The sequence below is a fragment of the Vibrio sp. V30_P3S12P165 genome (assembly GCF_009904905.1).
Taxonomy (GTDB): domain Bacteria; phylum Pseudomonadota; class Gammaproteobacteria; order Enterobacterales; family Vibrionaceae; genus Vibrio; species Vibrio fujianensis.
In genome coordinates this window covers 1-14,759 of record NZ_WXWH01000038.1, presented here as the reverse complement: position 1 = coordinate 14,759, position 14,759 = coordinate 1, and the positions used below count along the sequence as shown (strand labels likewise).

The following is a 14,759-nucleotide window of genomic DNA, read 5'->3' as shown; positions in this document are numbered from 1 at the left end:
TTTTTTGTTTTTTATTGTTTTTTATTTGTTATTAATTTGATCTCTTTCCCTTCATTTTTTTATGTAAGTTTACACCCCTCTATATATAAAACCTTAAATTATCATTTTACTAACCACCTATTAACAATATCGTGTGTAGATCACGTTTATTATCCTTGGTGGCAATAATATCTTGATATCAGATTTAACATTCTCGTGTCGATTCACCTAACCCTGCATACCACCAAGAAAGGATTGATGAAGATGAAAAAGATCTTATTAAACGTCGCCGCATTAACGCTTGCTATTGCGGCTGTCGGCGCACAAGCCAAGGATTATGAAATAGTCAATGTCGTAAAAGTTTCCGGCATTCCTTGGTTTAACCAAATGAACAAAGGGATTGAGCGAGCCGCAAGTGACTTTGGCGTGAATGCTCGCCAACTTGGCCCTTCAACGCCTGATCCCGCACAACAAGTTAAAATTATTGAAGATTTAATTGCTAAAGGCGTTGATGCCATCACGGTAGTTCCTAATGATGTCACGGTATTGGAACCTGTATTTAAGAAAGCTCGTGAGAAAGGCATTATTGTCCTAACTCATGAATCTCCAGATGAGCATAACGCAGATTGGGATATTGAAACTATTGATAACCAAGCTTATGCGCAGGCAACGATGGATGAGTTAGCTAAAAATATGGGAGAGAAGGGAGGATATGCTGTTTATGTTGGGTCATTAACGGTTCCTCTGCATAATAACTGGGCAAATTTAGCCATCGATTACCAGAAAAAAAATTATCCCGATATGTATGAGGTGACCAGCCGGATGCCTGTCGCTGAAAGTATTGACCAGTCCTATGCAGCCACCAACGATCTAATGAAAGCTCACTCAGATATGTCAGGCATTGTTTCTTATGGCTCCTTGGGCGCGATTGGCGCTGGTGAAGCGATCAAAAAGAAACGTGCAAAAGATAAGATCAGTGTTGTGGGTATTATGATGCCTAGTCAAGCTGCGCCATATTTGGCCCGCGGAGAAATAGATAAAGGTTTCTTATGGAACCCTGCCGATGCCGGTTATGCCATGGTTGCTGTAGCAAAGCAGATGCTAGAAGGTCATGATGTATCAAAAGGCGTGACAGTCGAAGGGCTTGGAGAGGCTGACATTGATATTGAAAATCGTGTTATTAAATTCAATAAAATTTTAGAAGTGGATAAAACCAATGCTCGCCAGTTAGGTTTTTAACCACGCTACGTTCTTCCTCTACTCTTATTTGGGGCGGCGCAACGCCGCCTCATGACTATTGGAGATTCTTATGTCAGGTACTCCTTTTATTACTCTTAAGCATATTTCAAAGCATTTCGGTTCAGTAAAAGCTTTAGATGGTATTAATCTCACCTTTAACCGAGGTGAAGTGCATTGTTTAGCGGGTAAAAATGGCTGCGGTAAAAGTACATTATTTAAAGTGATCTCCGGTGTTCATGCGCCAGAGAAAGGAGCAGAAATCATTCTTGCTGGCAAAAGCTATGCAAGACTTACTCCACAGCAGTCCATTGAATACGGCATTCAAGTGATTTATCAGGATTTATCACTATTTCCTAACTTAACCGTTGCAGAGAATATTGCCATTCAAGATCACATTGAGTGGGCGAAAGGATTGGTGCAAAAAAAACGAATTCAAGACATTGCCCTCAAAGCGATGGAAAAAGTCGGCGTGACGTTGCCGTTACAAAAACGGGTTGAACAGCTCTCTATTGCTGAATGTCAGCTTGTGGCGATTTGTCGTGCTATGGCATCGGATGCCAAATTAATGATTATGGATGAACCGACCGCATCGTTAACCCGAACGGAAGTTAATCATTTGATTAATGTCGTCGCCGATCTCAAATCCAAAGGTGTTACGGTCGTTTTTGTGAGTCATAAGCTCGATGAGGTGATGGAAATCTCTGATCGCATCACAGTCATCCGCGATGGGAAAACCATTGGTACTTATCAAGCTAATGAAGTGGATAGTGATAAATTGGCCTTTTTAATGACGGGGCAGCGTTTTAAATTTACGCCACTTGCTCCTTATCATGAGCAGGGTGATATCAAGCTAGAAGCAAAAGGTTTAACGAAACAAGGGCAGTTTAGTGATATTTCTTTTTCTGTGCGAGCGGGTGAAATCATCTCAATTACGGGTCTATTAGGCGCTGGCCGAACTGAATTATGTATGGCTTTATTTGGTATGACCAAACCAGATCAGGGACAAATATTGGTGAATGGACAGCCGGTGCAATTTGAATCAAATCGCGATGCGATTGCTCATGGTATTGGTTATGTTTCAGAAGATCGTATGTCGACCGGTCTGGTTATGGAGCAAACGATTCGCGATAACATTACGGCTGCAGTGTTAGACCGGCTGCAAAAACCTTCTGGATTTCTCGACCATATCAAGGCGAATAAGTTAGTGGATCTTTTGATCTCATCGCTCTCGATTAAAGTTGCCGACCCTCAACTACCGGTCACTAGCCTCTCTGGTGGCAATGCACAGCGTATTTCTATTGCAAAATGGATAGCTGTCGAGCCAGAAGTCCTGATTCTTGATTCTCCGACCGTTGGGGTTGATGTTGCTAATAAAGAAGCGATCTACACCATAGCGAAAGATCTTGCCACAAAAGGCATCGCGATCATCATGGTTAGTGATGAAATACCAGAAGTGTTTTACAACAGTCATCGCGTCATAGTAATGAAAGAAGGACGTTTTACCCATGACTTCTATCCCGTTTACAGTTCCGAGCAAGAGATTATGGAGGCGGTCAATGCTTAATTTCGTTCGTCGGTCTGTTACCGCATTAATGAAACATCACGAATTTTATCTGTCGATGATGATTGTGCTGATGATGATGGCATTGACGATGACCTCTGAAGACTTTTTCACTTTAGGTAACTTGTTTGATATGTCTATCAGCTCAGCAATTCTGGGCATCATGGCGTGTGGGCTCTTTGTTGTTTTGATCGCTGGAGGAATTGATATCTCTTTTCCTGCCACCGCGGCCATCGCACAATATGTCATGGCGAGTTACGTGTTAAATCTTGGCGGTAATTTTATGGTGGCTTTTGCCATTGCTACCGTTGTGGGCATTTTACTGGGGATGATTAATGCGATCCTGGTGTATAAGCTAAAAGTGCCTGCCATTATTATTACCATTTCTACTTTAAACCTCTTCTTTGGATTACTGATCTATGCCAGTAACGGCGAGTGGTTATATGGTTTTCCTGACTGGTTTATGGATGGTATCGAGCTGTTTACTTTTACCGGTCATGATGGTTATGACTATGGCTTGTCACTTCCTATTCTGACTTTAATCGTGATGGTTTTCGTTACCTCTTTTTTGATGAATAAAACTCGCTTAGGACGACAAATTTATGCTGTAGGGGGAAATGCCGATGCCGCCAGTCGAATTGGGATTAATCTTTTTGGCATTCATTTATTCGTTTATGGGTATATGGGGGCTCTCGCGGGCATCGCTTCGGTGGTACAGACCCAAATCACTCAGTCGGTCGCGCCAAATTCATTGATGGGTTTTGAACTGACAGTGCTAGCGGCGGTCGTGCTGGGAGGCACTAGTATGACTGGCGGAAAGGGAACTTTATTGGGCGTTATTCTTGGCGTTGTTTTGCTAGCGATTGTAAAAAATGGACTAACCATATTAGGCGTTCCTTCCTATTGGCATACGGTTGTTACCGGCTTCATTATTGTGTGCAGTATTAGTATGACAGCGATCAATGAAAAAAAACAAGCAGTGCAGGGGGCATAATGGAAGCGTTTCTCAATAAACTATCACTACCGACCGATAAGAATATTCGTTATTTGCTCGTGATCTTAGCCGGTATCTTATTGGCGATGGGTTTATCTGCCGGCAAAGCTTTTTTTTCGTTAGGTAACCTACAGTCGATGTCCTCCCAAATGCCATTGCTTGGTTTACTCGCACTGGCGATGGCGATCTGTATGCTAACTGGAGGCATTAACTTATCGATTATTGCCACAACCAATGCCTGTGGTTTAGTTATGGCCAGTATTATCACCCAAGCGCCAGACAGTGCAATCATGCTTGTTGCCGCTTTAGCCGGTGGCATGCTAACCGCAGTTGTGGTTGGGCTGTTTAATGGAGTGTTAATTGCTTATGTTGGTGTGTCTCCTATTCTTGCAACATTAGGAATGATGACATTAATCAATGGGTTGAATGTGCTCATTTCAGGAGGAAGCGTCATTTCAGGGTTTCCTCATGCCTTATTGGTGCTAGGAAATGGGACGCTTTGGGGGATCCCGATGCCGCTTATCTTGTTTGTCGTGTTCGCGATTGGGCTTTGGGCGCTGCTCGAACATACCCGTTTAGGCCGAACCATCTATTTGATTGGCTCAAATGAAAAAGCCACCCGTTTTTCTGGGATTAATACAAAAAAGGCCATCTTAGCGGTGTATGTGCTTTCCTCAATTCTATGTTGGGTTGCCGCATTGGTCATGATGGCGAAATTTAACTCAGCCAAAGCAGGGTATGGTGAATCATACCTGTTGATTGCCATCCTCGCTTCCGTGCTAGGTGGGATTAATCCCGATGGTGGTTTTGGACGAATTATTGGCATTGGGCTGGCCTTGATTGTTCTACAAACCTTGGAAAGTGGCCTGAATTTGTTAGGGGTAAGCAGTTATCTCACGATGGCCCTTTGGGGCGGCATTCTGATTTTATTTATTTTCTTACAAAAGAATAAGGCTTAACGGTGAAATCTATGAGTATTTATTTTATCGGCGTTGATGTAGGCAGTGGTAGCGCGCGAGCTGGGGTGTTTGATGCTCATGGCTGTAAAGTTGGCGAAGCAAAGCGCGACACGCTGATGTTCAAACCACAAGCGGATTTTGTTGAACAATCTTCCGAAAATATCTGGCAATCCGTCTGTCTTGCCGTCAAAGATGCCGTTGCTCAGGCCAATATCGACCCGATCCAAGTGAAAGGAATAGGATTTGATGCCACTTGCTCTTTGGTGGTTTTAGACCCAAATGGTCAACCCTTAACGGTCAGCCCTACTGGGCGTAGTGAGCAGAATATTATCATGTGGATGGATCATCGAGCTATTGTACAGGCTGATCGCATCAATAGAACGCAGCACCCTGTACTGGCGTACGTCGGAAATCGAATTTCACCTGAGATGCAAACTCCCAAGTTACTTTGGTTAAAGCAGCATATGCCGAATACTTGGGCAAAAGCGGGGTATTTTTTTGATCTTCCTGATTTTTTGACTTGGAAAGCCACCTTTGATGCAAGTCGTTCACTCTGTTCAACCGTTTGTAAATGGACTTACTTGGGCCATGAAGGGAAATGGGACAAAAGCTTTTTTAATCAGATAGGCCTTGAAGACTTACTAGCCAGTAATGCGAAAGTGATCGGAGAGCGTATTCTACCGATGGGGCAGCCAGTAGGAGATGGCTTAACCGCTCATGCGGCTTCCGATCTCGGTTTAATTCCGGGAACCGCGGTGGCGACTTCCATCATTGATGCCCATGCAGGGGGAATTGGTGTATTAGGTGCGGCTGGAATGACAGGAGATAAAGCAGACTTTAATCAGCGATTAGCTTTGATTGGTGGCACCTCTTCTTGTCACATGGCCGTTTCAAAAACCGCGCGTTTTATTGATGGCGTCTGGGGAGCTTACTACAGCGCGATGATCCCAGGGTATTGGTTAAATGAAGGCGGGCAGTCTGCTACTGGTGCATTGATTGATCATATGATTACTTCTCATCCCTTGTATCCTAGCGTAAAAGCTCAAGCTGATAAGGTAGGAAAAACCGTCTATCAGATCCTCAATGAACGTTTGCTTGCCTTAGCGGGAAGTAAGGATAACATCGCTTTTCTAACCAAAGATATTCACGTGTTACCGTATTTCCATGGTAACCGTTCACCGCGAGCTAATGCACATCTTACCGGGACGATGACTGGATTAAAAATGTCCCAAACAATCGATGATATGGCATTGCTATATTTAGCGACCATTCAAGGCATTGCGCTAGGAACCCGGCATATCATTGAAGTGATGAATCGTTCAGGTTATGAAATCAACACCATTATGGCCTGTGGTGGCGGGACTAAAAATAGTGTATTTCTGCAAGAACATGCGAATGCCACCGGATGTATCTTCTTGTTACCGGAAGAGAGCGAAGCGGTGATTCTTGGCTCCGCCATGTTAGGCGCAGTAGCCGCTGGGTTTTATAGTGATATTCCTGATGCCATGAATGCGATGAGCCGTATCAGCAAAAGTGTAACCCCACAAACCGAAAAAATTAAACGCTTTTATGAAGTCAAATACACAATTTTCCATAAAATGTATCAAGATGATGCAGAATATAAGCGCCTAATGGCCGATTTCTAATTCGGCAGTTTTAGCAGTTGGGGTGAACGAACGTAGCTAACATCGCTGCAGCTTCAACTAGAAAGGGATATTTACCCCGCTCAAAGCCACAAATAGCATCAAATAACGTTATTTTGTGGCTTTTGCTCTTGTTACTCCAATAACAAACAGCATCGCCATTATGGTGATAAATAAAACTTTCATTTCACTTTTTAGCGGTAGAGTCCCCGGCGTTGACGTGAATTTTTCTATACCGACCCTATCCTGTGTTGCGCTTGAATATCCTACCTTCTCTCATATTCACTCTGATGAATAAGAAATTTTAATGAGCCATGAACAAAAATGCTGCAATACTCTCAATTTTTAAACGCAAAATAAAAATTTCATTTTATATGATTGTGAAATTATTTTTTCGTTGTTATGGTGTATTTGTCATTAACAAGAGCTCATTGCTTCCAATTGATCGAGAGATGCCGGTAACACGACATCGACTCATTACACGATGGAATTCAATGAAAAGATCATAAAAACATCCTGTAGAAGGAGAGTACCCTATGTATAACATTGCTTTGTTTGGCGCTGGCCGAATTGGACAAGTTCATGCGGTTAATATCGCTGAACACAAAGAAACTAGCCTTTATTCCGTCATTGATCCTTATGGTGATGGGGCGACAAAATTGGCTGACCAATATGGCGCTAAAATTCAAACCACAGAACAAGCGTTAGCCGATCCGAATGTGCATGGGGTGCTGATTGCCTCGGCAACGGATACCCATGCTGAACTAATAGAACTTGCCGCACGGGCAGGAAAAGCCATTTTCTGTGAAAAGCCAGTTCATCTCGATATCGAACGAGTTCGTGAATGTTTAGCGACAGTCAAAGAGCATCAAGTTCCTCTCTTTGTTGGATTTAACCGTCGTTACGATCCTCAGTTTCGCAAAGTCCGTGAACAATTGAGCGCTGGTCTGATTGGTAAAGCTGAATCCTTACTGATTACCTCACGCGATCCATCACCACCACCAGCTCAATATGTCAAAGTTTCTGGTGGCATGTTCCGTGATATGACGATTCATGATTTTGACATGGCGCGTTTTATCATGGGAGAAGATCCAGTCTCTATTTATGCCCAAGGCAGTAATCTTGTCGATCCTGAAATTGGTCAGGCGGGGGATATTGATACCGCATTTATCGTGATGAAATTCCCATCAGGGGCGATGGCGACCATTACCAATAGCCGTCGTTCTGGTTACGGTTATGATCAACGGATTGAATTGCATGGCGAAAAAGGCTTATTGCGCGCCAATAATATCCATGAAGATGTAGTGGAAGTTTGGGGCGAGCAAGGGTGTGTGGCAGCCAAACCGGAACATTTCTTCTTACAACGTTATGAAAAAGCGTATCGCGCAGAGTGGCAGCATTTTGTCGATGTATTGTCCGGACGAGCTCAACCAGAATGCAGTGGTTATGACGGCGAGCAAGCATTATTGCTCGCGGATAAGGCGCTGGAATCACTGCATTCAGGACGCGAAATTACACTGTAAATCGTCATTAGCTCACCGTAATTGAGTGGGCTAATTCATCGCCCAGCATGGGGACGTATAAGGGTGCTGGGCGTAATAAAAGCTTTTGGAGGAACCATGCTCGCTTTTATTTCATTTATCGGTTTTACGTTGTTCGTTGCGGGATTTGCTTACTATAAAACTCGTAATGCACACCTCACTGATTCAACCGAAGGTTATTTCCTTGGCGGTCGATCGTTAACAGGGGTTTACATTGGTGGATCCATGTTGCTGATGAACCTCTCGACAGAACATCTTGTCGGACTGAATGGTTTATCCTTTCGAACCGGCTTTATCGTTATGGCATGGGAAGTGATGGCCGCGATGACCATCGTTCTCTTTGCGATTTTCTTTCTACCGCGTTACTTAAAACTGGGGATTTCCACCATTCCTGAGTATTTAGAGAAGCGGTTTGATAAACAAACGCTGACCATTACGTCCATTCTATTCTTAGCCATGTATGTTATTTCACTCTTACCGATTGTACTTTATACCGGCGCAATTGCTTTGGAGAGCTTGTTCCAAGTGTCCAATGTGTTTAGTGTCGATAAAGATACCGCTTTATGGTTGATGGTTTGGGGGGTCGGTACGATTGGGGCAATTTATGCTGTTTTTGGTGGTATTAAAGCGATTGCGGTCGCCGATACCATTAATGGCGTAGGATTAATTACCGGCGGCTTGATGGTTACCTTGTTTGCACTGGCTTACGTTGGTGACGGTAATATCTTGGGCGGTTTAGTGGAAGTGTATCAATCCCATCCTGAAAAATTTAATTCGATTGGAGCTGAAGACTCTATGGTGCCATTTTCAACCTTATTTACAGGGTTGATCGTCTCCAATATGTTCTTCTGGTGTACCAATCAGTCCATTGTACAAAAAGCGCTTGGAGCAAAGAACTTGGCAGAAGGACAAAAAGGGGTTCTACTGTGCGCTTTCTTTAAACTGATGATTCCAAGCATTATCATTTTACCCGGTATCATTGCTTATCATGTGTTCAGTGGCCAGATGGATAATCCAGATCATGCTTATCCTAGCCTCGTGCAATTGGTTTTACCGGAAATGTTGGTCGGTTTCTTTGCTGCCGTAGTCGTGGGAGCGGTGTTCTCTACCTTTAGTGGCGGATTAAACTCTTCAGTTACCCTATTTACCGTCAATATTTTCCAAAAATCGCTTAAACCTGATGCAACGGAAGCCCAAACGGTGTCACTTGGGAAATGGCTAGGACTAAGTTTGGCATTAATTTCTATGATTGTAGCCCCTTTGGTGGCCAATGCGCCAGACGGCTTGTTCTATTTGATCCAGCAGCTACAAGGTTTGTTTAACTCGCCTATTTTAAGCGTGGTATTAGTTGGCTTATTGACTAAGCATGTACCCGCGATAGCAGCAAAACTCGGGTTATTATTTGGCGTATCAGCCTATATCCTATTCAATTTTGTGTTCCAAGTTGATATCCATTTCTTCCACTTAGTTGGGTTATTATTTGTCGCTAACGTTGCCTTTATGTTGACGGTTGGCTACTTCTATCCACAAGAAGATCATGAAGATATCTATACCGAGCAAGTGGATATTACCCCTTGGTCAATGACTCCAGCCGTCGCGGTATTGATCACGCTTTCTTCGGTATCTATGTATGTGTTCCTCGCGCATAATGTGCCCACCTGGATCATGACAGGCTATTATTTATTAGCTGCCGGTTCTTTAGGTTATGTCTTCTGGACGATTTTCCGCGAGTTAATGCGTAGCCCCAGAGCTAAGTTGATCAAAGCTCAGAAAGACGCTCAATAATAACGTATCTCCCTCTTGGCTAAGGCCAAGGAAATGCGTCCTCCGCTCAATCTTTTATATTAAGATTGAGCGATTTTCGTTAATCAATAGGGGTTCTCTATGGAAAGTTCATTGTTACCGAATATTGTCAGCTACCTCTCCTCGGTTGATCCTTTTGAGCGGCTTGGTGAACAAGAACAAAATGCATTGGCTGCTGCGGTAGATATACTCTATTTAAAGCAAGGAAAGTGCCTTGCGGGAGAACAAATTGTTGGGCAGGGGTTGTATCTTGTGCGAACTGGAGCGGTCGAGCAATATCATCCCGATGGGACTTTACGTGCTCGGTTAGCTGATGGTGATCTATTTGGTTTTAGCCAGTTATATCGTTCCGGCCAGTGTGACTATCAATTAGTTGCCTTAGAAAATACTTTGTTGTATCGGATCCCCAAGCAGATTTTATTGCAGTTAATGCGCGATAATCCGGCAGTTAGCCACCATTTTTCATCTAAAGAATCGGTTCGATTGGCTCATTCGAATGAGAAATGGTCTGGCGAGGAGGTGTTTTATTTAAAAAGTGTCAAAGAGGTAATGAATCGTAGTGTCGCCAAAGTCCAACCGTGCACTTTAGTTCAAGAGGCGGCACAAATGATGGTCGATAAACACCGTTCCAGTGCCTTAGTGATGGAAGGGGAGCAGCTGGTTGGTATTATAACGGATCGAGATATGACTAAGCGTGTCATTGCGGCAGGCCTAGGGTTGAATGTTCCTGTCAGGCAAATTATGACTCCGGATCCACAAACCATTCAGTCGAATGTGTTAGTTCTTGAAGCAATGGAAATGATGATGCAGCACAACGTGCGTAGCCTCCCTGTATTGGAAGGTCAGCAGGTTGCTGGCGTATTAACGGCCACCAGTTTGACAGAAAAAAGCCATGTGCATGCCGTATTTCTGATCAGTCGAATTTATCGGCAGGAATCGGTTACTGAGTTGGTGAGTATGGTTCCTCAACGACAGGCCGTATTTGACGCATTATTATCTGCCAATGTTGCCCCCAGTATTATACAGCAGATGATGACGCAGATTGCCGATGCCTTTAATAAACGACTGCTACAATTGGCCGAGCGTGAATTCGGAACTGCACCTATGGATTATGCGTGGTTTGTCGCTGGCTCTCAGGCTCGTCAAGAAATGCACCTGAACTCGGATCAAGATAATGGCATTATTTTAGCGAGAGAAGCCAACGATGAAGAGCAACTTTACTTTCAAAAATTGACACAGTTTGTTTGCCATGGGCTGGATGCTTGTGGTTATCGGCTTTGCCCTGGCGATATGATGGCCAATCAAGCTCGTTGGTGTGTTTCGCTAGCACAATGGCAGAGCAACTTTAGACAGTGGGTGGTGCTGCCAGAGGCACAGTCATTGCTCGATATCAGTGTTTTTCTCGATATGCGCTTTTTATATGGGGCAAAGGCATTGGTTGAACAGCTTAACCAAACCTTGCTGACTTGTGTGCGAGGCAACCAGCGCTTTCTTTCGATTATGGTGGCCAATTCTTTACGCGTCAGTCCACCGCTTGGTCTCTTTCGCCAGTTTGTGTTAACCAAAGATGGGGATAATCGACAGGTGCTTAATATTAAACAGCAAGCTGTGAATTTAATTGTTGAACTCGCACGAATTTACGCCTTGAATGCCGGATGTCTTAGCCCTGAAACGGGGAAAAGATTAGCCTACGCTGCTGAATTTGGGGTAATCAGTCATGCCAGTAAACAAGAGTTACAAGAAGCCCTGAACTTTATCAATCAAGTGCGTTTTCATCATCAAGGTGAACAAGTACAAGCAGGGAACATATTGAATAATCAAATTGCGCCAAGTGAGTTAACCGCCTTTGAGCGCAACCATCTCAAAGATGCATTTCGAATTATTGCTCGCTATCAGGAAGCGGCGAAACAGCGGTATCATGCTGGAGGACGTTTACGATGATAAGGGCTTGGTTTCGTCGTCAACACCCGCTTGGTTATAGCGATAAGTTACGACGTCACGCTTTGGCAAAGTCTCGCATTCCGGCACCTTGTCTGCCACTTTTTAAAAAGCCATATCCGTCGCCCAATACTCCGTTAGCTGATTTAAAGTGTGTGGTCTTAGACTTTGAAACCTCGGGATTAAACCCTAAGGTGGACGAGATTTTATCAGTCGGAATGATCCATCTTCACTATCCCGTGATGTCTCTAAGTCGTGCTGAGCATTATTATGTCGAATCGGAACAGTGTATTGACTCAGCAAGCGCGGTAGTCAATCATATTGTTCCTGAAACGCTCCTTGGCGGAATTTCACGCGATGAATTAATTGAATGCTTAGTGAAAAACCTTAAGGGAAAAGTGGTTATTGCCCACGGTGCTGAGATTGAGAAACAGTTTTTACGCCATTTGCTGCAATTAGAAGAGACGCTCCCTTTACCACTTATTTTTTTAGATACTATGCGCTTGGAGCGATCTCTTATGAAGTATCGAGGCGTGTCGTATCCCGATTTACGCTTAGCGCACATTCGCGAACAAAAAGGGCTACCACCTTATTTGGCTCATAACGCATTTGCTGATGTTGTCGCTACGGGGGAGTTGTTTTTGGTTCTAATTGAAGAAATTTTTGCCGATCAAACACCAGTACTCGGCCCCTTAGTCATGCGTTCATTATCATAAAGGTTAGCGATTTTGCCGAGTTAAAGTGCCACATCCGTTTCTATCTGCATGGCTTTTCTGTCAAGACCGTGCTGGCCAACGCGTGAATCGGTTGTTAATAATTTTTCATCTATACCAAACAACTTGGCGTAGCCTACCCCTCTGCAGCTTCAAGTAGCAAGGGTATAAGTCAATATTTGGATAAACGTGGTAAGTTTTTCGAGCGAATTAGATTTTTTTATTTTATTTTAATAAAAACTCGAAAAATAATTTTTATTATCGTTTCATTTTGCATAAGATTAATTCATGGTAAATAACGGAGTGTTGGTATGATAACAGCAACGACCTTAAGCGAATTAGAGGATCAAATCCGAACTCGTTATGGTGAATTAAGTAAAAGATTACAGCAAGTCGCCGCATATGTGTTAGATAATAAAAATAGTGTCGCTTTTGAAACCGTCTCTGCGATTGCTGAGCAGGCGAGTGTTCCTCCCTCCACGCTGATCCGCTTTGCAAACGCTTTTGGGTACAGTGGTTTTAATGAAATGAAACAACTATTTCGTAGTAATCTACTAGAAGAGACTTCCAGTTATACTGATCGCGTTCGACTGCTGAGAGAGATGGAAGGAGACATGACGCCACCGGAACGCCCGATGGATATTTTACAGGAATTTGCCAGAGCAAATAGTAATGCGATGCATCAACTAGCCGCGCAAACACCAGTCGAATATCTCGATGGAGCGGTTGAGATACTGGCTCAAGCGAAAAATATCTACGTGGTCGGGTTAGGACGTTCATTTTCGGTCTCTTCCTACCTTGTGTACGCATTACGCCATTTAAACAAACGTGCTTTTCTGATTGATGGGCTCGGTGGCATGTTTAAAGAGCAATTGAGTACGATTGAAGAACATGATGTATTGATTGTGATTAGTTTTTCACCTTATGCGAAAGAAACGACCACGATTAGCGAATCATTAGCCGGTTCTGCGATTAAACAAATCATCATTACCGATAGTCAAATTAGTCCACTGGCTTCATCCAGTGATGTCTGTTTTGTGATTAAAGAAGCCAAAGTGGATGCTTTTCGTTCCCAAGCCGCTTCTTTGTGTTTAGCTCAGACCCTCGCAGTGTCGCTCGCCTTTCATGATTCCTCGCACAAAGCATGATTGATTTATGCAACATAAAAAAACGTCAGCTTTAACTGACGTTTTTATCCTCATCTTATGTTATACCCTTACTACTTAAAGCTGTATGGGGTAGGCTACGTTCGTTCAAATTTTTTCCAGATAAATTTGTCACTCACTTACCGCCTACCTGCAACGCCAAGTTGTTTTATACATAGTATAAAACAAGGCTAATTAAGCATGTTTAGCCTTATAGACTGGGCCATTGACCCACTCATGATCGGGTTCCCAAGTAAAACACCACTTTCTTGAGGGGCCAGCCATGACGTTTAAGTAATAGTTATCGTAACCGGCAATGGTCGCTACAGGGTGGTAACCTCGTGGGGCTTTGACTACATCTTTATCATAAACAGCCATTGATTCATCTAAAGTTCGATCATCGGTATAGACGCGCTGTAAGCAAAAACCTTGACCAGGATTTAAACGATGATAATAGGTTTCTTCTAGATAGGTTTCATGAGGCTCGTTGGCTTGATCGTGTTTATGGCTTGGGTAGGAGCTGGTACAACCTTCATCGGTAAAGACTTCCACAACCAATAAACTATCTGCAGGAACATCATCGGGTAAGATATTATGCACATAACGCTGATTATTTCCTTGACCTCTGGCTTCTGCTTGAATGTCTTGTGGTGCGATCAATCGAGTGGCATAGGTGCCTTTGCCAGGAGCTTTACAGACGGCTAACTCTAATGGTGTCAGTGCTTCGACGTGACAGCTTTCTTGGGCCGAAACATAAACGGCATACGGTTTTTTTCGCTCAAAAGGATCCATCCGATCGCCGATATTTTCAAAATGAGCGGTCTCTGTTTTTATGTTTGCTTTACCGGCGACAAGAACAAGACAGAGCTCGTTAGTGGAAGCTGGCAGAGAGAGGTTTTGTCCCGCTTTTAATTCATACACTTCAAATCCAACATAATCCCAACCTGCGTTTTTGGGTGTGATTTTTTGAATGCACCCGGTGCTATCCGGTGCCCTATATTTTGACAACAATGTAGACATGCGATGTTCCTCATCGGTTAGCGAGCCCATTTCTCCCATTGATTTACGTGATGCTTTTTAGTTGATTTAGACCAACTTGGAGTGAAATGGGTTTGGTTTTTCAATAACCCATATTATGAAATAAACATTTCAAATTCAAGGTGAACTTATCTGGAAAAAGCGGTTTATAGCAGTCAGAAAAGGGTTATTGATGACAACTATACCCAGATCACAAAAGCTAACTT

Annotated in this window: 11 protein-coding genes; 10 read left to right on the top strand and 1 reads right to left on the bottom strand. The window is 43.4% G+C overall.

All coding sequences use genetic code 11. The annotated features are described in order from the left end of the window. Positions 1 to 243: 243 nt before the first annotated feature. From CAG57_RS08565 to CAG57_RS08520, 10 genes are all read left to right on the top strand, one after another. Complete coding sequence (locus CAG57_RS08565; protein ID WP_161433992.1) at positions 244 to 1,218, top strand: autoinducer 2 ABC transporter substrate-binding protein; 975 nt, start codon at positions 244 to 246, stop codon at positions 1,216 to 1,218. A 70-nt stretch (positions 1,219 to 1,288) separates the two neighbouring features. Continuing rightward, positions 1,289 to 2,782, top strand: coding sequence for a sugar ABC transporter ATP-binding protein (locus CAG57_RS08560; protein ID WP_161426788.1), 1,494 nt, complete (start codon positions 1,289 to 1,291; stop codon positions 2,780 to 2,782). Continuing rightward, the gene (locus CAG57_RS08555) at positions 2,775 to 3,773 is read left to right on the top strand and encodes an ABC transporter permease (protein WP_161426789.1); all 999 of its coding nucleotides are present in this window, start codon (positions 2,775 to 2,777) and stop codon (positions 3,771 to 3,773) included. The genes CAG57_RS08560 and CAG57_RS08555 overlap by 8 nt, the downstream gene beginning before the upstream one ends. Next, positions 3,773 to 4,732 carry an ABC transporter permease gene (locus CAG57_RS08550; RefSeq protein ID WP_161426790.1) on the top strand — a complete coding sequence of 320 codons (960 nt, stop codon included), beginning with the start codon at positions 3,773 to 3,775 and terminating at the stop codon, positions 4,730 to 4,732. The genes CAG57_RS08555 and CAG57_RS08550 overlap by 1 nt, the downstream gene beginning before the upstream one ends. 11 nt (positions 4,733 to 4,743) lie before the next feature. Next, positions 4,744 to 6,378 (top strand): FGGY-family carbohydrate kinase, encoded by a 1,635-nt coding sequence (locus CAG57_RS08545; protein WP_161426791.1) that lies wholly within the window; start codon positions 4,744 to 4,746, stop codon positions 6,376 to 6,378. Positions 6,379 to 6,911: 533 nt separating this feature from the next. After that, entirely contained in the window at positions 6,912 to 7,898 is a 987-nt protein-coding gene (iolG, locus tag CAG57_RS08540; RefSeq protein WP_161428249.1) for an inositol 2-dehydrogenase, read from the top strand. 96 nt (positions 7,899 to 7,994) lie between these two features. After that, complete coding sequence (locus CAG57_RS08535) at positions 7,995 to 9,701, top strand: solute:sodium symporter family transporter (RefSeq protein ID WP_099611260.1); 1,707 nt, start codon at positions 7,995 to 7,997, stop codon at positions 9,699 to 9,701. A gap of 99 nt (positions 9,702 to 9,800) precedes the next feature. After that, positions 9,801 to 11,660 (top strand): DUF294 nucleotidyltransferase-like domain-containing protein, encoded by a 1,860-nt coding sequence (locus tag CAG57_RS08530; protein WP_161428248.1) that lies wholly within the window; start codon positions 9,801 to 9,803, stop codon positions 11,658 to 11,660. Beyond that, positions 11,657 to 12,373 (top strand): 3'-5' exonuclease, encoded by a 717-nt coding sequence (locus CAG57_RS08525; RefSeq protein ID WP_099611259.1) that lies wholly within the window; start codon positions 11,657 to 11,659, stop codon positions 12,371 to 12,373. The genes CAG57_RS08530 and CAG57_RS08525 overlap by 4 nt, the downstream gene beginning before the upstream one ends. Before the next feature lie 308 nt (positions 12,374 to 12,681). Beyond that, positions 12,682 to 13,518 carry a MurR/RpiR family transcriptional regulator gene (locus CAG57_RS08520; RefSeq protein WP_161426902.1) on the top strand — a complete coding sequence of 279 codons (837 nt, stop codon included), beginning with the start codon at positions 12,682 to 12,684 and terminating at the stop codon, positions 13,516 to 13,518. Positions 13,519 to 13,710: 192 nt separating this feature from the next. Here CAG57_RS08520 and iolB read toward each other — a convergent pair whose 3' ends face one another. Further along, a complete protein-coding gene (iolB, locus tag CAG57_RS08515) occupies positions 13,711 to 14,535 on the bottom strand; it encodes a 5-deoxy-glucuronate isomerase (RefSeq protein ID WP_161426901.1) in 825 nt (274 codons plus the stop codon). Positions 14,536 to 14,759 lie beyond the last annotated feature (224 nt).